Source organism: Flavobacterium tagetis, assembly GCF_016735615.1.
Classification (GTDB): Bacteria; Bacteroidota; Bacteroidia; order Flavobacteriales; family Flavobacteriaceae; genus Flavobacterium; species Flavobacterium tagetis.
The window spans coordinates 131,573-154,586 of record NZ_JAERSF010000005.1 but is presented as its reverse complement, the minus strand read 5'-3'; the positions used below and the strand labels follow the sequence as shown (position 1 = coordinate 154,586).

The window sequence follows — 23,014 nt, the reverse complement described above, 5'->3', positions numbered from 1 at the left end:
AGGATATTCGGCTTTAAAAATTACATTTGTAAACTTATAAAAATTAGAAATGGAATTAAAACTTAACAAGCCAATTTGCTTTTTTGATCTCGAAACAACGGGAATTGATATCGGTAAAGATAGAATCGTAGAAATTTCAATATTCAAAGTTTTTCCTAACGGAAACAAAGAAAGTAAAACCTGGCTGGTTAATCCAACAATTCCAATTCCTCCACAAACAACTGCAGTTCATGGCATCACTGACGAAAAAGTGGCTAACGAACCAACTTTTGCAGAACTTGCGCCGCACATTCATAATATGATTAAAGACAGTGATCTTGGCGGATTTAATTCAGATCGGTTTGATATCCCGCTTCTGGCAGAAGAATTACTTCGTGCTGGAGTTGATTTCGATATGAAAAATAAAGTTTCTGTAGATGTGCAGACGATTTTTCATAAAATGGAAGAGCGTACTTTAAGTGCTGCTTTGAAGTTTTATTGCGGAAAAAGTTTAGACAACGCGCATTCGGCAGAAGCAGATACTATGGCGACTTATGAAATCTTGAAAGCGCAATTGGACCGTTATCCAGAATTAGAGAACGATATGAAATCATTGTCTGAATTTACAACTCGTAAAAAAATAGCAGATTTCGCCGGAATGATTGCTTTTGATAAAGATGATGAAGAAATTTTTACTTTTGGAAAACACAAAGGTGCAAAAGTAGAGAAGGTTCTAGAAACAGAGCCAGGATATTTCAGCTGGATTCAAAATGCAGATTTCCCTTTGTACACTAAAAAAGTTTTGACAGCAATTAAATTAAGAAAATTAAATACCAAATAAAGGCGCTGAGTTGCTAAGGTTCTAAGATACTAAGTCTTTTTGCATTGTTTTTCTTAGAACCTTAGTGTCTTAGAATCTTAGAACCTTAAAAAGAATGAAAATTATCTGTGTCGGCAGGAATTATGCCAATCATATAGAAGAGTTGAAAAACGAGCGTCCGAGTGAGCCTGTTGTTTTTATGAAGCCTGACTCGGCAGTCTTGCTGAAACAGCATCCGTTTGTAATTCCTGAATTTTCCGAAGATGTTCATCATGAAGTTGAAATAGTCGTAAAAATTAATAAAGTCGGAAAATATATTGAGCCAAAATTTGCTCATAAATACTATGACGAAATTAGTGTTGGAATCGATTTTACAGCACGAGACCTTCAAAGTAAATTAAAAGAAAAGAGACTTCCGTGGGAAAAAGCCAAGGCATTTGACGGTTCAGCAGTTATTGGTGATTTTTTACCAAAAGATAACTTTGTTTCTATGGAAAATCTTAATTTTGAATTAAGAACAAATGGAGAAATAGTTCAGAAAGGAAACTCGAGTATGATGCTTTGGAAAATTGACGAATTGATTTCTCATGTATCTCAGTTTTTTACCTTAAAAATTGGAGATATTATTTTTACAGGAACGCCGGCAGGTGTTTCGGCGGTAAAACCAAATGATGTTTTAGAAGGCTTTTTAGAAGATAAAAAATTATTCAGAATACAAGTAAAATAATGGCTTTAAAGTACAACCTTTCGAAAGTATATGCGCTTTCAGATAACGATCCTGAATTTGTAAATCAGATTTTAACTTTATTTGTTACAGAGGTTCCAGAAGATTTAAAACAAATCAAAGAAGGAATTAAAAAGAAGGATCATAAATACGCCTATTCCTATGCCCACAAAATAAAGCCTACATTAGATTTAATGGGGTTAAATGTAGCTTTTGAAGAAATCTTGCAAGTGGAAGCATGGACAAAAGCTGAAGGCAAGAAAAAAGATATTATCGAAACTTTTAAAAGTATTAAAGTACAGGTAAAAGAAGCGATTAAAGAAATTAAGAAAGATTTTGATCTTTAATATAAAATTTGACTTATTCCTGATTTCTTTAAATTAAGGGATAAGTCAAAATCATTTTTTAAATTTTGTAAGCGGCTTATAATCTGTAAAAGCTATAATTACCTTCCTCCAAGACAAAGTTTAAATTTTCTACTTATAAATTATTTGCTTATTTAAGCGACAAAAATATTTCACTGATATGAAAGCAGCAATTATTACTATTGGAGATGAAATCTTAATTGGCCAAATCGTAGATACAAATTCGGCTTTTATTGCTAAATCACTCGATAGAATTGGAGTTGAGGTGGCAGAAATGCTATCTATAAGCGATGACAAAAAACATATTTTAGACACTTTTGCGCAATTGCAAAACAAAATGGATGTTGTTATTGTAACAGGCGGATTAGGGCCAACAAAAGACGATGTTACAAAGAAAACATTTTGTGAATACTTTGATGATGAATTAGTAGTCGATCAAAAAGTTTTGGCACACGTTACAGAATTAATTGAAGGTTTTTATAAACGACCAATTTCACAACTGAATAAAGATCAAGCCTTGGTTCCGTCAACGTGTACTGTTTTGCATAACAAAGTTGGAACCGCGCCAGGAATGTGGATGAAAAAGGAAAATACCGTTTTTATTTCGCTTCCAGGAGTTCCGTATGAAATGAAATATCTGGTAGAAGAAGAGATAATTCCGAAAATTGTTCGCGAATACAAACGTCCGTACATTATTCATAAAACGATTTTGACTTATGGTCAGGGAGAAAGTTTAGTGGCCGAACGTATTGAACAATGGGAAAATAATCTTCCTGAATTTATAAAACTGGCTTATTTGCCAAATCCGGGACGAGTTCGTCTTCGTTTAACTGCCCGCGGAACTAATAAAGAAGAATTGGAAGCAGCTATAGACAGCAATGTGCAATCATTGGATGCTATAATTCATGATATAATTGTAGGTTATGAAGAAAACGAGACAATAGAAACGGTAATAGGTAAATTGCTTTCTAAGCAAAATAAAACCATCTCGACGGCAGAAAGTTGCACAGGAGGGAAAATTGCATCGTTGTTGTCTGCAATTCCAGGTTCATCAACTTATTTTAAAGGAAGTATTGTTTCTTATGCGACAGAAGCAAAAGTGAATGTTTTAGGAATTTCACAAAATTTAATTGATCAGTTTTCAGTAGTTAGTGCTGAAGTTGCATCGGCTATGGCTCTGAGCGTGAAAGATTTGCTTAAAACCGACTATGCGCTTGCTACGACAGGTAATGCAGGTCCTTCAAAAGGAGATTCTGATGCCGAAATTGGTACAGTTTTTATTGCTTTGGCAACACCAAACGAAGTAATTGTAGAAGAATTTAACTTCGGACAACCGCGTGAAAAAGTGATAGATAGGGCATCAGTTAAGAGTTTAGAAATATTACAGAAAGAAATTTTAAAAATTGTGCAATAATTTTTTGCTACAATGGTTTATTTTTCTTTTCTTTGCACCCTGATTTTGAATAACGATAAAAGATAAGTATAATGTCAAGAGTTTGTGACCTTACAGGTAAAAGAGCGATGGTAGGAAATAACGTTTCTCACGCTATGAACAAAACTAAGAGAAAGTTTTCTGTAAACTTAGTTAAAAAGCGTTTTTATCTTCCAGAAGAAGATAGATGGATTACTCTTAGAGTAGCAGCATCTACGATAAAAACAATTAATAAAAATGGAATCACTGCAGTTTTGAAAAAAGCGCAGTCAGAAGGATTTATCAAATAATCTTTTCCTAAATAAATATATAGCAAGATGGCAAAGAAAGGTAATAGAATCCAAGTAATTTTAGAATGTACTGAGCACAAAGCTTCTGGTGTTGCAGGAACTTCTAGATATATTACAACTAAGAACAAAAAAAACACTCCAGATAGATTAGAGATTAAAAAATTTAATCCAATCTTAAAAAGAGTAACTGTTCACAAAGAAATTAAGTAATAATTAGAGATTTTGATAAAATCTCAAATGGTTTTTCATTTGAAGATTTATTGAATTCCAAAACATTTGAATCATGGCAAAGAAAACCGTAGCATCGTTACAAACATCTTCTAAGAGATTATCAAAAGCCATCAAAATGGTAAAATCTCCTAAAACTGGTGCATATACATTCGTAGAATCTATTATGGCTCCTGAAGAAGTTGATGAATTCTTGAAAAAGAAATAATTACAATTACATTATATAGAAAAGCTACTTTCATTCGGAAGTAGCTTTTTTATTACCTATATTTGTCTAAAAATTTAAAGAATCGTAACAATTGGTTGTTTTTTGAAAAACAATTGCACTTTCTTTAAAGATTTGGATTTCTTGTCTAAAAATCGAGAAATCTAGTAAATCTAATAATCTACAAAAAATGAGTTTTTTTAAAAAATTATTCTCTAGCGAAAAAAAAGAGACTTTAGACAAAGGTCTTGAAAAAACAAAAACTACTTTTTTCTCGAAGTTAAGCAAAGCCGTTGCTGGAAAATCTAAAGTTGATGATGATGTTTTAGATAATTTGGAAGAAGTGCTTGTTGCTTCTGATGTTGGAGTAAATACTACATTAAAAATCATTGAAAGAATTGAAAAACGTGTTGCTGAAGATAAATATCTAGGAACGGAAGAGTTAAATCAAATTCTTCGTGATGAAATTGGTGCTTTGTTATCTGAAACTAATACAGGTGAAGCAACCGAATTTGAGATTCCAAAAGATAAAAAGCCTTACGTTTTAATGGTTGTTGGAGTAAATGGTGTTGGGAAAACCACAACGATTGGTAAATTGGCTTATCAATTTAAAAAAGCTGGTCATAATGTAGTTTTAGGAGCTGCAGATACTTTTCGTGCTGCTGCGATTGATCAGTTGCAGGTTTGGGCAGATCGTGTAGATGTGCCAATTGTAAGACAGCAAATGGGAAGCGATCCTGCTTCTGTAGCGTTTGATACTTTGCAATCTGCAGTAGCTCAAAATGCTGATGTTGTTATTATTGATACTGCAGGACGTCTTCATAATAAAGTAAATTTGATGAATGAGCTGACAAAAGTAAAGCGTGTAATGCAAAAAGTTGTAGCAGACGCGCCTCACGATGTGCTTTTGGTTTTAGACGGATCAACAGGTCAGAATGCTTTTGAACAAGCAAAACAATTTACCGCAGCAACAGAAGTAACTTCATTAGCAGTTACTAAATTGGACGGAACTGCAAAAGGAGGGGTTGTAATTGGAATTTCTGATCAATTTCAAATTCCAGTAAAATATATTGGTGTTGGCGAAGGAATTGAAGATTTGCAAGTCTTTAATAAATATGAATTCGTTGACAGTTTCTTTAAATAATTTATAATGAAAAATATATCAGCTTTAACCTTTTATTTTGCTAGTGTGATATCTTTTGTTCTGGCAAATGTTTTAAAGGACAAAAATCTTTCAGCATATTATATTCTATTAGTTTTGGGAATTGTTTTATTCTTTTTGGGAGTTCTTAAGAGAATAAAAACTAACCGATAATAAAGATTATTTAAAATATTGAGTCTTCGAATAGAAAGATCATTTGGGATTTTTCTATTTGAAGACTCTTTTTTATTAGGGAAATATTTGTTTTGAAAAATAGTTGAATGTGTTTTCGATTTTTTATTTCTTTTGATGATTATAAGACTATCTTTGTAGTCCGAGGAAAATTTCTTTTGAAAACGGGAGCCCTAGCCCTGATGGGAGCGGCATCCTTTTGTGCCGGTGTTCGGCACAAAAGATACAGCGGACAGCAGGATTAGCTTCTAATTCTTCGACTTCATTCTAAAAAAAAAGAATAAATTTTAATACTTTTATATATGAAAAATACTTTCATAGTTTTGTTTTGCTCGCTTTTGTTTGTGAGCTGTAAACAGGAAATAAAGCCTGCTGATATTGCTAAACTAAATGGCTATTGGGAAATCGAAAAAGTAGTTTTTGAGAAAGGCGAGGAGAAGGAGTATAAGATGAATGAGACTTTTGATTTTTTTCAAATTAAGAATAATAAAGGGGTTCGAACGAAAGTGATGCCGCAGTTTGATGGAACTTTTCTAACTACAGATACTTTTGAGAATGTTTCAGTTCGTTTTGCTGGAGAACAGGTTTTCTTAGATTACAAAACGAAATATACCAAATGGAGCGAGGAAATTATTTCGCTTTCGGATGACAAATTGGTGGTTAAAAACCCACAAAAAATTGAATATCATTATAAAAAAGCTGGACCGGTAAATCTTTTGAACGATGGCGAAAAGAATAAATAACGAAAGTACCATTAGTGCTGTTTTACAGCAAATTATTCAAGAGAACAAATTGCAGCCTGGTATGGATCAAATTGATGTTCGCGACGCTTGGAAAAATCTTATGGGAAGTGGTGTAAATACTTATACTCGAAATGTGGTGTTAAAAGGTAGTACACTTTATGTAGAATTAGGTTCGTCTGTTCTGCGAGAAGAATTAACCCACGGAAAGTACAAAATCGTAAAAATGATCAATGAAGAATTGGGACGTGAGGTTGTGAAGGATGTTGTTTTACGATAGACTAACTTAGACTTCTTAGATTATTAATAAAAAATATAGAATAAAAAAAGAAACCCACTTCATTGAAGTGGGTTTCTTTTTTTATGTAATTCTAAGAAATCTAAGTTAGTCTAAAATTCTAACTGTCTAAGGAAGTCTGAAATTAAAACTGCTCTCTTCCTGCAAAGTGGAATGCGCTTTCGATAGCAGCGTTTTCATCGCTGTCAGATCCGTGAACTGCATTTTCTCCGATTGAAGTAGCATATGCTTTACGAATAGTTCCTTCAGCAGCTTCAGCTGGGTTTGTAGCACCAATTAAAGTTCTGAAATCTTCTACTGCGTTGTTTTTTTCTAAAATAGCAGCAACAATTGGTCCACGAGACATAAATTCAACTAATTCTCCGTAGAAAGGTCTTTCTGCGTGAACTGCGTAAAATGCTTTTGCATCTGCTACAGTTAATTGAGTTAATTTTAATGAAACGATTTTGAAACCACCATTAGTGATCATTGCTAAGATATTCCCGATGTGTCCGTTTGCAACAGCATCTGGTTTAATCATTGTAAAAGTTCTATTTGTTGCCATTTTATATTTTATTAAATTTTGTGCAAAAGTATACTTTTTTTATGAATTTATTTTAATAAAATCATAATTTAAACGCTTTAGAATGATGTTTTGAGCAAGAAAGATATAAAACGCAGTATGGAGTAAATAAAAAGACGTACACAGGTACGTCTTAATAATATGTTTTTATTGAAATTTATACTTTAAAGATTAATTTGTTTCTATAGAAAATCCATAAAATAAAAGTCCAGATTCCAACATAGGTCAATGCACCAGCTAAAGAAGCTGTCATTGGATTGCTGAAAAATGGTGCGATTCCGAAACGGTATAGATAATCTAAAAGGTTAATTTGCTCACCAGCAAGCGATGGATGCTGAAAACGAATCATTACCAAAGCTTGCGGAATAATTTGTGAAGCAAAGAAAACGATCATAGGGTTTACTCCCCAAATAATAAATAGTTTAAAGCCTTTTTTGTATTCTCTAATATCAATGATGTAATATAGAACGGTTAAACATACAGTTGCTAATCCCGTGGTGTATATAACATAACTGCTTGTCCAGATTGATTTGTTTATAGGGAAAACTAAATCCCACATTAATCCAAAAAAGATTAGCGATGTGCCAATCATTCCCATTCTTTGGGCTTTCTGAATTTTAGTTACGTTAAGAAGTAGAATTTGTCCAATAAATAAGCCAATAATTCCATTTACAATTGATGGAAGCGTGCTCAAGATTCCTTCTGGATCCCAAGTTTTAGTTTCATGGTACATGTGTCCTTTTAGGAAGGCACTGTCTACCCACGCGGCTAAATTGGTTCCTTTTTCTAAATTAGCTTCTCCAAATCCTGGGACTGGAATTAAAGTCATAACAGCCCAATATCCGAAAAGCAAAATAATTCCTGTAATAAGCTGTGTTTTTCGTGATGTTTTTAAATACAAAAGCGAAACTACAAAATAGACCACTGCAATACGTTGTAAAACCCCAGGAAGTCTTACATCTGCATAATTTTCAAAACCTCCGTAAGCTAGAACGAGATATATTGCTAAAATGCTAAAAGCAAAAATGTTTTTTAGTCTGTTGCTAAAATTTCCCATCAACGCATAACCAACAGCAAAAGTAATTATCAATCTTGCGATTAAAAGTAGGACTCCATCTAAACCAAATAGCTGAATTTTTCCAAAGAAATTAAAGAAAATCCCTAAACAGAACATTCTTAAAGAACGGATCAGGATTTTGTTGAATGTTGTTTCGTCATATTTTTTGTAGGGCATTGCAAGCGGTACAGCAACTCCCATTATAAATATGAAAAAAGGAAATACAAGATCTGTTGGTGTACAGCCATTCCATTGTGCGTGCAAAAGCGGCGGATAAACATTTCCCCAGTCTCCGGGATTGTTTACAATAGTCATCAATAGAATTGTCAGTCCGCGAAAGACATCAAGCGAAATTAGGCGTTCTCTTACCATTAGGTTAGTTCGTTAAATAGGTTATAAAATATAATTCTATTTGGTTTGAGAGAGCAATAATTTAGGAAGTGTGCTGGTTATTTTTTCCTAAATTATCGCTTTTGAATTTCTAAAGATAATTATTTTAGATTATTATGATATCAAAATTATGTTCTAAAGGTTTTAATTTCTGAATTAAAAGAGGAATCAGCTGATCTCCTTTTTCTAAATAAAATTCAGAAAAATTAGCTTGGCGTTCCTGAAGACTATTGTTTGGAAATAACTCACATTGCAAATCGGTAACACGTTCCAATTGATCGGCCAGTTTTCTTTTTTGTGCTTTCAATAAACGCTTTTCTAGGTTTTCTAAACCTTTCTTTTGTTTTACTTCTTGTGCTTTTACAGCTCCAGAGAAAGATTTGTCGGTTTTTTCAGCCAATTCAAAAAGATATGCAAACTGTTTTTCAAGTGCTTCTTTTTGAGGAGTCAAATCTATTGGAAATGGAGAAAGTTTATGGGTAATTTTATTAACTAAATTCTCAGATTTGCTGAATAAATCTTTCCATGTCAAACCTAAATTATCAGCTTTTTTAGCTTGTTTTTCGGTTGCTAGAAGAACTGAATTTCGAACTAATAAAATTGGAAAAGTAATATTTACAGTTTCAAAGAATGCTTTCAATTCTAACCAATAAGCAATTTCTCCACCTCCGCCAATGTAGCAAAGGTTTGGTAAAATAATTTCCTGATAAAGTGGACGCATAATTACGTTTGGACTGAATTTTTCAGGATTACTTTCTAGTAATTTGAAAATTTCATCTTTAGAAAATGAAATTTTGGTATTGTTAACCCAATATTTATCATTTTCAAAAATGATTCTTTCGCGCAGTTTGTCTTCAATGTAAAATAAATTAATCTCACGCGGATTTACTTGAACGGTATAATCGGAAAGTTCTTCAATAGACTTTTGAACTGCTTTAAATGAAGTCTGGTTTTCTAATTCTTCTTTTGCATACGGAATAAAAGCACGTTTTAAATCGGCATCGTCTGCTTCTACAATAACCAAACCGTAGTTTGCAAAAAGAGCATTGGCTAAATAACGTGTTGCATCTGCAAGATTTTTGTGTTTTAAATAGGCGTCTTCAAATAGTTTTTTTAGCGTATTGGCATTCGTGCTTGAACCTAGTTCTTTAGAATAAACTTCAAATAAATCTTCTAAACCTTCAGTTGAAAGTCTTCCGACTGGGCCAGTGCTTTCTGCGTTCCAACGGATTTTTTTTCCTTTAAAATTAAAATAATTAATTTCTTCAAAATCGTGATCTTCCGTTGCCATCCAATAAACGGGAACGAAATTGTATGAAGGATATTTCGATTTTAATTCTTTAGTTAAATTAATCGTAGAAATAATTTTATACAAAAAGTATAACGGTCCGCTAAAAAGATTCAGCTGATGTCCAGTTGTAATGGTAAAAGTATTTTCGAGTGCTAAAAGCGAAATGTTTTGTTTGGTTATATCAGAAATTTCGATGTTTTGATATTGCTTTTGCAAAGTGTCAACCAAAACTTTTCGGTTGTTATGGTCAAAATTGGCTGATTTTTCAGCAATTTGTTTTTCGAAATTTTCTAAGATTGGAAAATTGTTGTACAGCGGTTTTAACTCTGGTTTTTGATCTAAATAATCCTGCATTAGTTTAGAGAAATATCCAGAAGATTGAAAGCTGATACAGTCGGTAGGCATAATTTTAAATTTATTTTTGACAGCTGTAAATTTAATGAAAATATACAGTTAAAAACGCTATTAACAATTGCTTAAGATTTGATTTTTTTTAGATGCTCTTAAAAGCGTTGTTATCAGGTTTTTAAATTTTGATTTTGTAAGGTTGCTGAAAATTGAAAATTTAGATAATTTGTTAAAAATGTAAAGTAGTGGTAAAAGTAATTTATCTAAACATGAATTTTTAATAATGAAACTCTATTTTTGCAAATAAAAAAGATATCATTTTTCATGAAAAATAACCCGAATAAAAAGAACTCTTTAAAACATGTTCTTTTTGGAAGCCTTATAGGTACTACAATCGAATTTTTTGATTTTTATATTTATGCCAATGCCGCGGTATTGGTTTTTCCGCAATTATTTTTTCCAAGTTCAGATTCGACAATGGCAACTCTGGAATCATTAGCTACTTTTTCTATCGCCTTTTTATCACGTCCATTAGGTTCTGCATTTTTTGGACATTACGGCGATAAAATCGGACGGAAATTTACTCTTGTTGCCGCTTTGTTGACAATGGGAATTTCTACCGTGACAATTGGTTTTCTACCAAGTTATGAAAGTATTGGTGTTGCAGCTCCGTTATTATTGATGCTTTGCCGATTTGGGCAAGGAGTTGGTTTAGGAGGAGAATGGGGAGGAGCAGTACTTCTTGCAATCGAGAATGCGCCTCCAAATAAACGTGCTTGGTACGGAATGTTTCCGCAATTAGGTGCTCCAATCGGATTATTGCTTTCTGGAGGAACTTTTCTATTGCTGACCGATTCGATGAGTAATGAAGATTTTATGGATTATGGCTGGAGAATTCCTTTTATTGCCAGTGCACTTTTGGTAATAGTAGGGTTTTATATCAGAACAAAAATTACAGAAACTCCTTCATTTGAAGAAGCTAAAAAACACGAGGAAGAAGTAAAAGTTCCATTTTTAGAGTTGGTAAAATCCTATAAAAATCAATTGATCTTTGGAACTTTCGCAGCGATTACAACATTTTTGGTTTTCTATTTGATGACGGTTTTCACTCTAAGCTGGGCAACCTCAGATTTAGGAATTGTTAAGCGTGATGGACTGCTAATACAGTTGTTCTCAGTATTGTTTTTTGCGCTTTTTATTCCAGTTTCGGCTGTAGTTGCAGATAAAATTGGTCGTCGCAAAATGCTTATTGCAGCGACAGCAGCTATTGCTGTTTTCGGATTTTTCTTTTCATACTTTTTAAGTTCAGGAAATATTGTGTTAGTTACCATTTTTGCCTGTATTGGAATGTCTTTGATGGGCTTTACTTACGGTCCTTTGGGAACTTTTCTTTCTGAATTGTTTCCTACAAACGTTCGTTATTCAGGAGCTTCATTAACGTTCAATATGGCAGGAATCCTTGGCGCTGCCTTTGCACCAATGATTGCAATTTGGCTGGCTAAAACATACGATGTGAGTTATGTGGGATTTTATTTAGTCGCTGCCGCACTGATATCTTTAATTTCCTTTTTGGTAATTAGCAAAGACGAACACAAATTCTAAATTTTTGTTTTAAGATATTTCAAAAGCAGTAATGTAAAAAATTACTGCTTTTTTTTGTTTGTTTAAAAAGTATTTAGATATTTGTCTAAATATATAAATGTGATGAATGATATTTTTAAAGCGCTAAATGATGCAACCAGAAGAGAGATCCTGGATCTTTTGAAACAAAAAGATATGTCGGCAGGAGAGATTGCCGATGCTTTTAATATTTCTAAACCAAGTATTTCACATCATTTAGACATTTTAAAAAGAGCTGATTTAATTACATCTGAAAAAAACGGGCAATTCATCATTTACTCCATCAATACCACCATAATGGAAGATGTTTTGCAATGGATACTAACCTTTAAACAATAAAAAATGAATTTTGAATTTAAAAAAGAGCTTCCCCTAATCGGAATTGTTTTAATTCCTTTTGTTTATTTGGCAACAATTTGGAACACACTTCCTGAAAGAGTTCCTGTACATTGGAATTACAAAGGAGAAATTGATAATTGGGGTGATAAGTTTAGCTTACTTTTTTTGCTTTTTATGCTTCCTGTTTTGATGTATGGCTTAATGACTGCAGCATCTAAAATTGATCCCAAAAAAAGAATTTCGTTAATGGGAAGAAAGTTCTATCAGCTTAAATTTTTCTTGGTTTTATTCATGTCTGTATTGGCTTCTTTTTTTGTTTACTTGGCCAAAAACCAATCTCTCTCTAGTCCCGGTTTAATGTATGTAGCGGTTGGAGTGCTATTAATTATATTCGGAAACTATTTTAAAGTTATTCAGCCGAATTATTTTATCGGAATTCGTACACCATGGACGTTGGAAAATCAGCAGGTTTGGAAAGCGACACATGCTTTTGCTGGGAAATTATGGCTTGCAGGCGGTTTTGTGATAATATTGGGTGGTTTGATATTTTCGGAATTTAATTTTTCTAAAATTTTTGTCGGTATAGGAATTACTATTGCCGTTGTTCCGATGATTTATTCTTACTTCAAATTCAAAAGTCTCGATAAAAAAGAAGGTAATCTTTAACTAAATTAATTAATGAAAATGAAAAAAATAATACCTCTTTTATTTATACTTTTTAGCTTTTCTCAATCTTTTGCACAAGATATTTCGGGACAATGGAATGGTGTTTTAAAACTTCCAACCAATCAATTAAAGGTTGTTTTTAATATTACTAAAACAGAAAACGGATATACTTCTACGACAGATAGTCCAGATCAAAATGTGAAAGGAATTCCAGTTAAATCTACTGTTTTTGAAAATTCGGTATTAAAATTAGATATTCCTGCTATAGGTGGTTCGTACGAAGGAAAATTGAATACTGATAATATCTTTGTTGGGAAAGTAACTCAAAACGGACATACATTAGATCTTGATTTATCAAAAGGAAATATTGAAATTGTAAGACCTCAGGAACCAAAACAACCATTTCCGTATTATACAGAAGATGTAAAATTCGAAAATAAAAAAGATCAAGTGACTCTGGCAGGAACTTTATCGTTGCCTAAAAAAGAAGGTAATTTTCCAGTGGTTATTTTAATTTCCGGAAGCGGCGCACAAAATCGAGATGAAGAGATGCTAGGTCATAAGCCATTTTTAGTTTTAGCAGATTATCTTACCAAAAAAGGAATAGCTGTTTTACGTTTTGATGATCGTGGTTTTGGTGAGTCTACAGGTGATTTTAAAAGTGCAACTACTACAGATTTTGCGAAAGATGTACAGGCTGGGGCTGACTATTTGAAAACTCGCAAAGAAATCAATAAAAAGAAAATTGGTTTAATTGGGCATAGTGAAGGAGGGGTAATTGCGCCAATTGTTGCTGGAAATTCTAAAGATATCTCATTCATTGTTTTAATGGCTGGAACAGGAATTCGTGGTGATAAATTGCTTCTCTTACAAAAAGAATTGATAGAAAGACAAATGGGAGTTTCTGAAGCAGAGATAAAAAGAGGGCAGGAAACTTATAAAGAGATTTATGAACTTATAACTTCTAGTTCTTCAGTTGACGAAAAACTTAAGAAAGATGTTAAGAATATTTTTGAATCTAAACTTGGTGTAAAAGATAAAAGAGCAGATGCCTACACTTATGAAGTAACAAATCCTTGGATATACGATTTCTTAAAACTGGATCCAACTCCGTATTTAGAAAAAGTAAAATGCCCAGTTTTGGCAATTAACGGAAGCAAAGATGTGCAAGTTCCTGCAGAAGCAAATCTTCAAAATATTAATAAAGCTTTGACAAAAGGAGGGAATAAAAGGGTAACAATTAAAGAATTGCCTAATTTAAATCATTTATTTCAAGAATGTAAAACAGGATCTCAATTTGAATATGGAGCAATTGAGCAGACAATCTCTCCTGTAGCATTAGAAGAAATCTCAAGTTGGGTTTTGATTCAGACAAACTAAAATTAAGTTTGAAGTTTCAATGAAAAGTTCGTAATTCAATACTATTTGAATTGCGGACCTTTATCATTTTAAACTTCATTTCCAAATCAAAAAATGAAATGTGAAAAAGTCCCCAATATCCCGTATTTTTGCAAAAAAATAAATCCCTTTGAAAACGAAACTTTTTGTAATTACGCCGCCATTTACTCAACTGAATACTCCGTATCCGGCAACGGCGTATATAAAAGGTTTTCTAAATACTAAAAATATAGAATCAGTGCAGGCTGATTTGGGTATTGATGTGATTTTGGAATTGTTTTCGAAAAAAGGATTACAGGATTTGTTTCAAGTTTCCGAGCTTCAGATTTCTAGCTCTGAAGTTTCAGACAATTCTAAGCGTATTTTTGCTCTTCAAGATGAATACATTAAAACAATCGATTCTGTAATTCAATTTCTGCAAGGAAAAAATCCAACATTGGCTTTGCAGATTTGTCAGGAAGATTTTCTGCCTGAAGCTTCGCGTTTTGCACAATTAGAAGAATTGGATTGGGCTTTTGGCTCAATGGGAACTCAGGACAAGGCCAAACATTTGGCTACTTTATATCTAGAAGATATTTCAGATTTTATTGTTGAATGTGTTGACGAAAATTTTGGCTTCAGCCGATATGCTGAACGTTTAGGGCGAAGCGCCAATTCGTTTGATGAGTTATATGAAGAACTTCAAAAAGAGCCAACTTATATCGATTCGATTTTGCTTTCTCTTTTAGAAGCAAAAATTGAAACTGTAAAACCGACTTTATTTTTAATCTCAGTCCCTTTTCCTGGAAATTTATACAGTGCATTTCGTTCTGCACAATGGGTAAAACAAAATCATCCAGAAATTAAGATTTCGATGGGAGGAGGTTTTCCAAATACTGAATTACGTTCACTTTCAGATAAACGTGTTTTTGAGTTTTTCGATTTTATTACTTTAGACGATGGCGAAGTACCAATTGAAGAATTAATAACCAATTTAGAAAATCCAGATCACAATTCTTATAAAAGAACTTTTCTGTTAGAAAATGGAGAAGTGGTTTATAAAAACAATTCTTTAAAACACGATTATAAACAGTCTCAAGTTGGGACTCCAGATTATTCAGATTTGCCTTTGGATAAATATATTTCGGTTATCGAAATTGTAAATCCAATGCACAGAATGTGGAGCGATGGCCGTTGGAATAAACTCACAATGGCGCACGGCTGTTATTGGGGAAAATGTACTTTTTGCGATATTTCTTTAGATTATATCAAAGTTTACGAACCTGTTGCGGCAAGTCTGCTTTGCGATAGAATAGAAGAATTAATTGAAAAAACAGGTCAAAACGGATTCCATTTTGTTGACGAAGCTGCACCGCCAGCTTTAATGCGTGCTTTGGCACTTGAAATTCTAAAAAGAAAATTAGCCGTTACTTGGTGGACTAATATTCGCTTTGAAAAAAGCTTTTCTAAAGATTTATGTTTATTGCTGAAAGCTTCTGGCTGTATTGCCGTTTCTGGTGGTTTGGAAGTAGCTTCAGACCGATTATTGAAATTAATCGATAAAGGAGTAACTGTAGAACAAGTGGCAAAAGTGACGCGCAATTTTACCGAGGCAGGAATTATGGTTCACGCTTATTTGATGTACGGATATCCAACACAAACGATTCAAGAAACGGTCGACAGTCTGGAAATGGTTCGTCAGCTGTTTGAAGCTGGAGTTTTGCAATCAGGATTTTGGCATCAGTTTGCTTTGACGGCACACAGTCCAGTTGGGCTTTATCCAGAACAATTTGGCGTGACTAAGAAAACAGAGGCAATAGGAACTTTTGCCAATAATGATATTGAATATACTGATGCAACAGGAATCAATCATGATAAATTCAGTTTCGGATTAAAGAAATCACTTTTTAATTTCATGCACGGAATTTGTTTTGATTACGAATTGCAGGAATGGTTCGATTTTAAAATTCCGAGAACCAAAATTCATCCTGATTTTATTTTTAATGCTTTAGAAGAACAAAACGATTTCAATACAAAACCGAATGCGAAAGTGGTTTGGCTTGGCGGAAAACCTTCTCCAGAGACTTTTACGAAATCAAAAAAAGGAAGAAGCTGGGAAATGATGTCGCTAACTTTTCATGATAAAAAAGAAAGTTTCGATATTCAGACTAGTAAAGAGGAAGGTGAATGGCTACTTTCAATTTTGTCAAAAATAGCCGTTTCTGGTTCTAAAGGTTATACTTTTCAAGAAGTTAAAAATGATTTTGAAACTTCTTTAGAAGATTTTGAATTATTTTGGTATTCTAAACCTGTCAATACTTTAAGGGAGTTTGGGTTACTTGTTCTTTAAAAGTAATAATTAGTTTTTGGTTACCCAATAATGTAAATCTCTTTCTAAATCGTAAATCATTCTTTTCACACTTCGTCTAATAATGAAATAAGGAATTCCTAACATTATAGACATGTGAAATAGAAGGAAAGGCAAAACAAAAAAGGAAGCAGAATTATCGCTGGTAAGAAAAAGAGAAGTAATAATAAATATGGAATAAAATGCAAGCATAACTCCTACAAACAAAAGCATTCTTTTCCTAAAGCCATTAATTTCAGCTTCAATGTTTAAACGGTTATTATCTTCACTAAAATGGGCTGTTACTTTTGCAAATGAATAATTAGTGTCAAATAATTTTCTTCGTTTCTTTAATTCAAAATAATTATTAGAAATATTGCCTTTGTATTCATTTCTGCTTGATTGCAAAACTTCAAAAGGAACAAAACTTAAATCAGATTCATCAACATGACTTCTGAATTTCTGAATAAAATCTATTTTTGAAACTGGTAATTGTATAGAAATGTCTTTAACTAAGTGTATTTTTCTTAAAAAATCGGTCATTTGTTTTGATTTGGTTAGCGAGCCAAATATACTATTTACGAGAGAATAAGAAATAATTGCACACAAAAAATAGATTTATTTTTTTTTAGCTAATATTCAATGCATTCTCCGTCATTGGGAATAGAAGTCTTGGATAAAAGTCCATGATCTGAAAGAGCCGTTCTTAATTGCAATCTTGTGGTCGGACAATGATTTAAAGCTTCTAAGTGATTGGCAAGAACTTTTCCTGGAGCAAGAGTAACAAATTTCAAAATATCATCCATTCGCATTAATAAAGGCTGACCAAAATCTAATCTTGCAGTACCGCAGGCAACAATTGAAATGTCGGGTTTAAATTGTGTTAGAACTTTTTCGACGTGTTCTGTGTAAATGGTGTCTGAACTAATATAAATAGATTTTTGATCTGCCAATTCGATAAGAAATCCCATTACATTCCCCATTAATTTGGCAACAAATCCGTAGCCATGAATGGCAGGAATTCCCGTAATCTTTCCGTCTAGAAATTTTTGCGGTTCCCAATATTCTAAAGTCTGAATTACACTTAATCCTCTTTGTACAAGTGCTTTTTCATCTTTAGAGCTGCAGATTACTGGAATGCTTTTTCTTCTCAAAAAAACTTCTCCTGCTTTATCAATATGATCAGGATGTAAATGTGTAATCAAACAATGCGTTACGCGGCTTAAGATATCACGGCTATTTTTGGGCAAAGCCACCAGCGGATTTCGTTTGGGTTTGTATCTGAAAATAGTAAAAGGCGGAATTGTTTTTCTTTTACCTAACATTGGGTCAACTAAAATGACATGCTTTTCTGTTTCAATTACCAAAGAGGCATTTCGCAAATGATGTAATTTCATATCCAAGAAAATTAGATATTAAAAATACAAAGTTTTTCGAAAAACTGCTTACAGATTTTTCTTTATTTTTAACAGAATTGTTATTTTACCCAATAGAAAATCTAAATCCAATTCCGTGCAGGTTTTCTATCGAAATCCCTTCTTCATTTGCTAAGATTTTACGCAGACGCGAAATAAAAACATCCAAACTTCTTCCCATAAAATAGTCGTCTGTTCCCCATAAAGAAGTTAAAATTTGTTCTCTTTTCAAAACAGAATTTTTGTGATCCAAGAAAAGCTTCAGTAATTCGGCTTCACGCTGTGTTAAACCAACTTTTTCTTCATTATTAAAAAGAATAAAGTTTTTGGTGTCAAACTGATATTTACCAACTTCGTAAATCGTTTTTGCAGTCGGAATATTTTTCTGTGAACGCTTTAAGAAAATTTCAATTTTGAGAAGTAATTCTTCAATACTAAAAGGTTTTACCAAATAATCATCGGCACCTAATCGAAGACCTTTTATCCGATCTTCTTTTAAAGTCTTAGCCGAAAGAAAAATAATCGGAACTTCAAGATCAATTTTTCGAACGGCTTCAGCAAGTTCAAAACCGTCCATTTTTGGCATCATAATATCAAAAATGCAAATATCAAATTCTTCTTCCTCAAAAATTTTCAAAGCTGATTTTCCGTCTGAACAATGTGTTACCTCATAATTGTTTTGCTCCAAATTGTCTTTGGTTAAAAACGCTAAGGTTTCATCATCTTCGGCATATAGTATTTTGAAATTTCTCATTTTTTGTAAGGAATTGATAAAGTTATAGTGATGCCTTTTTCTTGATTATTTTCGGCTTTTATTTTCCAGTTTTGCAAACTGCAGATTTCTTTCACATAGTATAAACCAAGTCCAAATCCGTTAACTTCATTGCTTTTTTCGTTCTGAACGCGGTAAAACTTATCAAAGATAAAAGATATTTTTTTAGGATTGATCCCAATTCCGTTATCAATAAACTCTAGCTTTAAGCAATTATTATTTTCGATGATTTTTATAGTAACTTCTGGCTTTTCATTACAATATTTAATAGCATTGTCCAGTAGGTTGTAAACTAAATTGGCAAAATGAAAAGTATCCGTTTCGAGCAAATAATCTCTCGAAACTGTTTCAATTGTAATCGAAGCTTCAGGATATTTTAATTTAATGTTTTCAATTGCTTCTTCAATAATTGGAACCATTAAAATGTTTTCTTTTTTAAGTTCTAAAGGCGCATAATCGGCTTTTGCGACATTTAAAATCTTTTCAATATGACTATTTAATTTATTTCCCTGATTGATAATTATATCGGTATAAGTATAGAGTTTTTTATCTTCTTTAATTGGTTTTTGTTCGATCAGATATTTTGATGCAATCAGAATAGAAGCCAAAGGGGTTTTAAACTCATGTGTCATATTATTGATAAAATCACGCTGTAATTCTGAATATTTTTTATGCTGTAAAAGTTTAAATATTGAATAAACGTAAATCAATAAAATCAGAATTAATGCTGTTGAAAGGACAAACCAAAACCGCATCGAACTAAAAAGATATGTTGTCTCATTTGGAAAACGCACAGCGAAATAATAAACCAGATTTTTATGCTTTGGAAAATAAACGGTTTTCTTGCATTCTGCTTTTTTCTTATAAAGCGAAATATAATCACCATAAATCATTTCGTCGCTCTGGCAATTGTACATCGCATATTCGAAATCGGTGGTGATATTCATTTTTTTGAATTCCGTTTTCAGGTAAAATTCTAAAATATCGGGCTCAAATTCATTGTCGACATTTACGATATAATAATCATTTGCAATTTTCTGAACTGGATTCTGAACAGGCAATTCGTGATTTGTCCCTTCATATAATTTTTTAGCTACTTCCAGTAAAGCAATATGCGCTTTCTGGCTGAGCTTTTTTTGTTCTATAGTAAAAGCCTCTTTTGTCCAAAGTAATTGTGCTACCAAAATACTAATGATAGCCACTAATCCTAAGATAATGATGCTGTTGAGTTTATTAATTTTCAAGAATAAAGAATTTTGAGAGTGTAATATTAATCAATTTTAGCCTAAAAACAGGCGGTTAACAAGTCATTAACAAACGTTTGAAACCAGTTAACAGCGACTTGAATTTGTCTGAATTACCTTTGTAATATCAAAATGAACTATAAACCATTTTAAATATATCAGTTATGAAAATGATCAAAATTTCGATGTTAGCTTTGGCTTTAGGCCTAATGTCTTTTTCAGCAATTGCTCCGGTACAATCTTTAGTTTCAGAAACAGAAGTTTCAGAACTTGCAGGATCTACAATTGCTTGGAAAGCAGAAACAATTGATGTTGGACAAATTCCGCAAGGAACTCCAAAAGCAATTGTGTATGAATTTAAAAATACAGGAAAAACAGCTGTAGTAATTACAAATGTGCAAGGATCTTGCGGATGTACAGCAACAGATTACACAAAAGAGCCAATTCAGGCTGGAAAATCTGGAAAAGTTACTGCAACTTACAATGCTGCAAACAAAGGAGCTTTTACAAAAACAGTAACAGTTACTACTAGCGCAGAAACAACACCAAAAGTACTTACATTAAAAGGTACCGTTATTTAATTAGAATTTTAATAGGTTGGTTATATGGCGAAAGCTCCAGACATGCAAATTGTTTGGAGCTTTTTATTTTATTAATCGCTTAAACTTCAAAAAAATAAGGCTTAAGATTTATTGTTGAGTTCTTTGTTTTAATAGATTTTTTTCTACTTTTAATCAAAAAATTTGAGTTATGAAAATCTGGTATACGCCTATTATTGCTATTGTTTTTTTTGCTGTTTTTTCGTGTAATTCGAAAGCTGATAAAAAAGAGGAAAACTCGATTAAAACGGTTGAAAAAGTCCCTGAATTAAAACTTACAATTGACAGTGTTCGCATTGCGAAGTTTTATGAAAATTATCCAAAGTTGGATAAATTTAAAAATGATGTAACTTCTTTATATCAAAAAAATAAGTCAACTCAATTGTGGCAGGATAATAAAGGAATTGTCGAATTTGCCAATACACTTTTCAATCAATACAAAAATTTAGGACAAGAAGGATTAAAAGCTAATTATCCTTATAATGAGCAGTTAAATTCTGTTTTTGATAATAATGCAAACACCAAACTTTCAAAAGAAGATACCGACCTAATACTTTCTAATTTATACTATTATTATGGTGAAAAAGTGGGCGGTTTTGACGAAAAAACAGTGGTTTCTTTAGAATGGCTTTTACCTCGTAAAAAACTGAATTACCAAGTGCTCTCGGATTCTATCTTTAAAAAATCAACCATTTTGGATGATAAGAAAAAAAAGATGTTCAGCCAGTATTACAAACTGCGCGATGCTCTGAAACAGTATAGAGAAATTGAGAAAAATGGTGGCTGGAAAACTATTGAAACAGGCGAAGATTATAAAAGCCTGAAAGTAGGGGATTCGTCTGCTGTTGTATCACAAATTAGAGAAAGGCTTTTTGTTACCAAAGACATTCAAGAGGACAATAAAAGTGCTATTTGTGATACGACTTTAATCAAAGCCATGAAAAACTACGAATTGCGTCATGGTTATACTCCAAAAAACACGATTCTTCTGGAACATATAGACGATTTGAATATTCCTGTTTCAGATCGTATCAAAACGATTATTGTGAATATGGAGCGCTGCCGTTGGATAGATCCAGAATTAGAAAAAGGTCAGAAATATATAGAAGTCAATATTCCTGAATTTAAATTGTATATAGTTGAGGATGGTAAAATTGCTTTTGTGTCGCCAGTTGTTGTGGGTAGAGCAATGACAAAAACCGTGATTTTTAGCGGAATGATGAGCAATATAGTTTTCAGTCCGTATTGGAATGTACCGCCAAGTATCATAAAATCGGAAATTAAACCTGGAATGGCTAAGGATAAAAACTATCTGCAAAAGAAAAATCTTGAATGGAATAATGGTGCTGTTCGTCAGCTTCCAGGAAAAAATAATTCACTTGGTTTGGTTAAATTTTTATTTCCGAATTCAAGCAATATTTATCTGCATGATACGCCTTCAAAAAGTTTGTTTGAAAGAGAAAGCAGAGCTTTTAGCCACGGTTGCGTACGTGTAGCAAAACCAAGAGAATTGGCAATTGAATTGTTAAAAGTCGATCCACAATGGAATCCTGAAAGAATTGACAAAGCTATGCATGCTGGAAAAGAAAGCTGGTACACGCTTAAGAAAAAAGTCCCAGTTTATATTGGATATTTTACCGCTTGGGTAGATCGACAAGGTAATTTAAATTTCTATAAAGATATTTATGGAAGAGATGAAAGTATGATCAAGCTATTGACAGAAGAATAAAAGTTTTAGGCCGCCACTAATTACACGAATTTTCACGAATTAAAATTTGTAGAAATTTGTGTAATTAGTAGTAAAAAAAAATAAAGCCACAGATTAAAGGATTAAAAATGATTATAAAAACCTGTGTTAATCTTTTTAATCTGTGGCAAAAAAAAAAATCGTGAATTCGTGGCGAAAAAAACTATTCCGATAAAACATCAACACATTTATAAAAGCGTTTGGTATAGTGTTCTGTATCAAGTGCTGTTATAGTTACTTGTTGTGCTTTTCCTGAAGAAGCATGAATAAATTTTGACTGCATTCCGTTGGCTTCGCAAATTATGCCAACGTGACCAACGACATTCCTATTTTTATACCCGTAGAAAACTAGAACATCTCCCACTTTAAATTCTTCTGGTTTTAGAGCTTTGCCTAAATTTTTGTAACCGCTTGAACTTCTTGGAAGTGTCATTCCAAAATTTTTAAATACATAACTCACAAAACCCGAACAATCAAAACCTTTTTGCGGATTACTGCTAGCGTATACATAAGGAGTTCCTAAATATTGTTTGGCGTAAGCAATAATAGAATCTCGATTGATTTCGGTTTGATATTGAGTGTTTTGAACTTGCTTTTTTTCCTTTTTTAAATTGAAAGAAGAAAGAGTGATAAAAAACAATAAAGAAGTTAGGGCTAGGGCTTTCATTTTTTGCAGATTGTAAAAGTATAAAACGACAAAGATAGATCTAAATTGTAGTTTCTTTTTATAAATGTAAGAATTGACATCTATAATTGCCCGAATGATGGGTTTATGTGGTGTTTTTTTATTACTTTTTGACATTTTAGTATCTTTTTGGATAATCTC

Annotated in this window: 25 protein-coding genes; 17 read left to right on the top strand and 8 right to left on the bottom strand. The window is 32.6% G+C overall.

Going from position 1 to position 23,014, the window contains the following annotated elements; genetic code table 11:
* The first annotated feature begins 49 nt into the window (after positions 1-49).
* From JI750_RS20610 to JI750_RS20565, 10 genes are all read left to right on the top strand, one after another.
* Complete coding sequence (locus JI750_RS20610; protein WP_095931062.1) at positions 50-820, top strand: 3'-5' exonuclease; 771 nt, start codon at positions 50-52, stop codon at positions 818-820.
* A 94-nt stretch (positions 821-914) separates the two neighbouring features.
* Positions 915-1,526, top strand: coding sequence for a fumarylacetoacetate hydrolase family protein (locus JI750_RS20605; RefSeq protein WP_202006301.1), 612 nt, complete (start codon positions 915-917; stop codon positions 1,524-1,526).
* The gene (locus JI750_RS20600) at positions 1,526-1,870 is read left to right on the top strand and encodes an Hpt domain-containing protein (RefSeq protein WP_008468078.1); all 345 of its coding nucleotides are present in this window, start codon (positions 1,526-1,528) and stop codon (positions 1,868-1,870) included. Before JI750_RS20605 ends, JI750_RS20600 begins: the two co-directional genes overlap by 1 nt.
* Positions 1,871-2,048: 178 nt before the next feature.
* Positions 2,049-3,302, top strand: coding sequence for a CinA family nicotinamide mononucleotide deamidase-related protein (locus tag JI750_RS20595; protein WP_202006300.1), 1,254 nt, complete (start codon positions 2,049-2,051; stop codon positions 3,300-3,302).
* A 71-nt stretch (positions 3,303-3,373) separates the two neighbouring features.
* On the top strand, positions 3,374-3,610 hold the full coding sequence (gene rpmB, locus JI750_RS20590; protein ID WP_008468080.1) for a 50S ribosomal protein L28: 237 nt from the start codon (positions 3,374-3,376) through the stop codon (positions 3,608-3,610).
* A 27-nt stretch (positions 3,611-3,637) separates the two neighbouring features.
* Positions 3,638-3,820: a 50S ribosomal protein L33 gene (gene rpmG / locus JI750_RS20585; RefSeq protein ID WP_035640032.1), complete on the top strand. Its 183-nt coding sequence runs from the start codon at positions 3,638-3,640 to the stop codon at positions 3,818-3,820.
* A gap of 73 nt (positions 3,821-3,893) precedes the next feature.
* On the top strand, positions 3,894-4,046 hold the full coding sequence (locus JI750_RS20580; RefSeq protein WP_008468081.1) for a DUF4295 domain-containing protein: 153 nt from the start codon (positions 3,894-3,896) through the stop codon (positions 4,044-4,046).
* A 187-nt stretch (positions 4,047-4,233) separates the two neighbouring features.
* Positions 4,234-5,187 (top strand): signal recognition particle-docking protein FtsY, encoded by a 954-nt coding sequence (ftsY, locus tag JI750_RS20575; RefSeq protein WP_202006299.1) that lies wholly within the window; start codon positions 4,234-4,236, stop codon positions 5,185-5,187.
* Between the two features lie 491 nt (positions 5,188-5,678).
* On the top strand, positions 5,679-6,119 hold the full coding sequence (locus tag JI750_RS20570) for a lipocalin-like domain-containing protein (protein WP_202006298.1): 441 nt from the start codon (positions 5,679-5,681) through the stop codon (positions 6,117-6,119).
* A complete protein-coding gene (locus JI750_RS20565; protein WP_202006297.1) occupies positions 6,100-6,396 on the top strand; it encodes a DciA family protein in 297 nt (98 codons plus the stop codon). Before JI750_RS20570 ends, JI750_RS20565 begins: the two co-directional genes overlap by 20 nt.
* A 142-nt stretch (positions 6,397-6,538) precedes the next feature.
* Here the strand turns inward: JI750_RS20565 and JI750_RS20560 are convergent, their stop codons facing one another.
* From JI750_RS20560 to bshC, 3 genes are all read right to left on the bottom strand, one after another.
* Positions 6,539-6,958, bottom strand: a complete 420-nt coding sequence (locus JI750_RS20560; RefSeq protein WP_202006296.1) for a nucleoside-diphosphate kinase — start codon at positions 6,956-6,958, stop codon at positions 6,539-6,541.
* Between the two features lie 175 nt (positions 6,959-7,133).
* The gene (locus JI750_RS20555) at positions 7,134-8,405 is read right to left on the bottom strand and encodes an acyltransferase family protein (protein ID WP_202006295.1); all 1,272 of its coding nucleotides are present in this window, start codon (positions 8,403-8,405) and stop codon (positions 7,134-7,136) included.
* Between the two features lie 124 nt (positions 8,406-8,529).
* A complete protein-coding gene (gene bshC / locus JI750_RS20550) occupies positions 8,530-10,119 on the bottom strand; it encodes a bacillithiol biosynthesis cysteine-adding enzyme BshC (protein WP_202006294.1) in 1,590 nt (529 codons plus the stop codon).
* A gap of 267 nt (positions 10,120-10,386) precedes the next feature.
* Here bshC and JI750_RS20545 point away from each other — a divergent pair, with 267 nt between their 5' ends.
* The 5 genes from JI750_RS20545 to JI750_RS20525 all read left to right on the top strand — a co-directional run bounded on the left by JI750_RS20545 (position 10,387) and on the right by JI750_RS20525 (position 16,414).
* The gene (locus JI750_RS20545) at positions 10,387-11,664 is read left to right on the top strand and encodes an MFS transporter (RefSeq protein WP_202006293.1); all 1,278 of its coding nucleotides are present in this window, start codon (positions 10,387-10,389) and stop codon (positions 11,662-11,664) included.
* A gap of 102 nt (positions 11,665-11,766) precedes the next feature.
* Positions 11,767-12,021, top strand: coding sequence for an autorepressor SdpR family transcription factor (locus JI750_RS20540; protein WP_111378348.1), 255 nt, complete (start codon positions 11,767-11,769; stop codon positions 12,019-12,021).
* A gap of 3 nt (positions 12,022-12,024) precedes the next feature.
* Entirely contained in the window at positions 12,025-12,687 is a 663-nt protein-coding gene (locus JI750_RS20535) for an SdpI family protein (RefSeq protein ID WP_202006292.1), read from the top strand.
* 18 nt (positions 12,688-12,705) lie between these two features.
* Positions 12,706-14,067, top strand: coding sequence for an alpha/beta hydrolase family protein (locus JI750_RS20530; RefSeq protein WP_202006291.1), 1,362 nt, complete (start codon positions 12,706-12,708; stop codon positions 14,065-14,067).
* Between the two features lie 148 nt (positions 14,068-14,215).
* Positions 14,216-16,414, top strand: a complete 2,199-nt coding sequence (locus JI750_RS20525) for a B12-binding domain-containing radical SAM protein (protein WP_202006290.1) — start codon at positions 14,216-14,218, stop codon at positions 16,412-16,414.
* A 9-nt stretch (positions 16,415-16,423) separates the two neighbouring features.
* Here JI750_RS20525 and JI750_RS20520 read toward each other — a convergent pair whose 3' ends face one another.
* The 4 genes from JI750_RS20520 to JI750_RS20505 form a co-directional block, all read right to left on the bottom strand.
* Complete coding sequence (locus tag JI750_RS20520) at positions 16,424-16,954, bottom strand: hypothetical protein (RefSeq protein WP_202006289.1); 531 nt, start codon at positions 16,952-16,954, stop codon at positions 16,424-16,426.
* 89 nt (positions 16,955-17,043) lie between these two features.
* Positions 17,044-17,808, bottom strand: coding sequence for an MBL fold metallo-hydrolase (locus JI750_RS20515; RefSeq protein ID WP_202006288.1), 765 nt, complete (start codon positions 17,806-17,808; stop codon positions 17,044-17,046).
* An 85-nt stretch (positions 17,809-17,893) separates the two neighbouring features.
* Positions 17,894-18,580 (bottom strand): response regulator transcription factor, encoded by a 687-nt coding sequence (locus tag JI750_RS20510; protein ID WP_202006287.1) that lies wholly within the window; start codon positions 18,578-18,580, stop codon positions 17,894-17,896.
* Positions 18,577-19,842 carry a sensor histidine kinase gene (locus JI750_RS20505; protein WP_202006286.1) on the bottom strand — a complete coding sequence of 422 codons (1,266 nt, stop codon included), beginning with the start codon at positions 19,840-19,842 and terminating at the stop codon, positions 18,577-18,579. The genes JI750_RS20510 and JI750_RS20505 overlap by 4 nt, the downstream gene beginning before the upstream one ends.
* 164 nt (positions 19,843-20,006) lie before the next feature.
* On the opposite strand from JI750_RS20505, the gene JI750_RS20500 reads away from it, so the two are divergent.
* Together JI750_RS20500 and JI750_RS20495 are read left to right on the top strand one after the other, a co-directional pair.
* Positions 20,007-20,423, top strand: coding sequence for a DUF1573 domain-containing protein (locus tag JI750_RS20500; RefSeq protein WP_111364020.1), 417 nt, complete (start codon positions 20,007-20,009; stop codon positions 20,421-20,423).
* A 169-nt stretch (positions 20,424-20,592) separates the two neighbouring features.
* Positions 20,593-22,170, top strand: a complete 1,578-nt coding sequence (locus tag JI750_RS20495) for a L,D-transpeptidase family protein (protein WP_202006285.1) — start codon at positions 20,593-20,595, stop codon at positions 22,168-22,170.
* 181 nt (positions 22,171-22,351) lie between these two features.
* Here JI750_RS20495 and JI750_RS20490 read toward each other — a convergent pair whose 3' ends face one another.
* The gene (locus JI750_RS20490; protein WP_202006284.1) at positions 22,352-22,855 is read right to left on the bottom strand and encodes a C40 family peptidase; all 504 of its coding nucleotides are present in this window, start codon (positions 22,853-22,855) and stop codon (positions 22,352-22,354) included.
* Positions 22,856-23,014: the final 159 nt, after the last annotated feature.

What these genes read in the sequence shown, in the direction of transcription:
- JI750_RS20530 (WP_202006291.1), top strand. Translation starts at nt 12,706, where the DNA reads ATGAAAAAAATAATACCTCTTTTATTTATACTTTTTAGCTTTTCTCAA.
- JI750_RS20610 (WP_095931062.1), top strand. Translation starts at nt 50, where the DNA reads ATGGAATTAAAACTTAACAAGCCAATTTGCTTTTTTGATCTCGAAACA.
- bshC (WP_202006294.1), bottom strand. Translation starts at nt 10,119, where the DNA reads ATGCCTACCGACTGTATCAGCTTTCAATCTTCTGGATATTTCTCTAAA.
- JI750_RS20500 (WP_111364020.1), top strand. Translation starts at nt 20,007, where the DNA reads ATGAAAATGATCAAAATTTCGATGTTAGCTTTGGCTTTAGGCCTAATG.
- JI750_RS20520 (WP_202006289.1), bottom strand. Translation starts at nt 16,954, where the DNA reads ATGACCGATTTTTTAAGAAAAATACACTTAGTTAAAGACATTTCTATA.
- JI750_RS20490 (WP_202006284.1), bottom strand. Translation starts at nt 22,855, where the DNA reads ATGAAAGCCCTAGCCCTAACTTCTTTATTGTTTTTTATCACTCTTTCT.
- JI750_RS20535 (WP_202006292.1), top strand. Translation starts at nt 12,025, where the DNA reads ATGAATTTTGAATTTAAAAAAGAGCTTCCCCTAATCGGAATTGTTTTA.
- JI750_RS20495 (WP_202006285.1), top strand. Translation starts at nt 20,593, where the DNA reads ATGAAAATCTGGTATACGCCTATTATTGCTATTGTTTTTTTTGCTGTT.
- JI750_RS20560 (WP_202006296.1), bottom strand. Translation starts at nt 6,958, where the DNA reads ATGGCAACAAATAGAACTTTTACAATGATTAAACCAGATGCTGTTGCA.
- ftsY (WP_202006299.1), top strand. Translation starts at nt 4,234, where the DNA reads ATGAGTTTTTTTAAAAAATTATTCTCTAGCGAAAAAAAAGAGACTTTA.
- JI750_RS20515 (WP_202006288.1), bottom strand. Translation starts at nt 17,808, where the DNA reads ATGAAATTACATCATTTGCGAAATGCCTCTTTGGTAATTGAAACAGAA.
- JI750_RS20565 (WP_202006297.1), top strand. Translation starts at nt 6,100, where the DNA reads ATGGCGAAAAGAATAAATAACGAAAGTACCATTAGTGCTGTTTTACAG.
- rpmB (WP_008468080.1), top strand. Translation starts at nt 3,374, where the DNA reads ATGTCAAGAGTTTGTGACCTTACAGGTAAAAGAGCGATGGTAGGAAAT.
- JI750_RS20570 (WP_202006298.1), top strand. Translation starts at nt 5,679, where the DNA reads ATGAAAAATACTTTCATAGTTTTGTTTTGCTCGCTTTTGTTTGTGAGC.
- JI750_RS20510 (WP_202006287.1), bottom strand. Translation starts at nt 18,580, where the DNA reads ATGAGAAATTTCAAAATACTATATGCCGAAGATGATGAAACCTTAGCG.
- JI750_RS20555 (WP_202006295.1), bottom strand. Translation starts at nt 8,405, where the DNA reads ATGGTAAGAGAACGCCTAATTTCGCTTGATGTCTTTCGCGGACTGACA.
- JI750_RS20545 (WP_202006293.1), top strand. Translation starts at nt 10,387, where the DNA reads ATGAAAAATAACCCGAATAAAAAGAACTCTTTAAAACATGTTCTTTTT.
- JI750_RS20605 (WP_202006301.1), top strand. Translation starts at nt 915, where the DNA reads ATGAAAATTATCTGTGTCGGCAGGAATTATGCCAATCATATAGAAGAG.
- rpmG (WP_035640032.1), top strand. Translation starts at nt 3,638, where the DNA reads ATGGCAAAGAAAGGTAATAGAATCCAAGTAATTTTAGAATGTACTGAG.
- JI750_RS20600 (WP_008468078.1), top strand. Translation starts at nt 1,526, where the DNA reads ATGGCTTTAAAGTACAACCTTTCGAAAGTATATGCGCTTTCAGATAAC.
- JI750_RS20540 (WP_111378348.1), top strand. Translation starts at nt 11,767, where the DNA reads ATGAATGATATTTTTAAAGCGCTAAATGATGCAACCAGAAGAGAGATC.
- JI750_RS20580 (WP_008468081.1), top strand. Translation starts at nt 3,894, where the DNA reads ATGGCAAAGAAAACCGTAGCATCGTTACAAACATCTTCTAAGAGATTA.
- JI750_RS20595 (WP_202006300.1), top strand. Translation starts at nt 2,049, where the DNA reads ATGAAAGCAGCAATTATTACTATTGGAGATGAAATCTTAATTGGCCAA.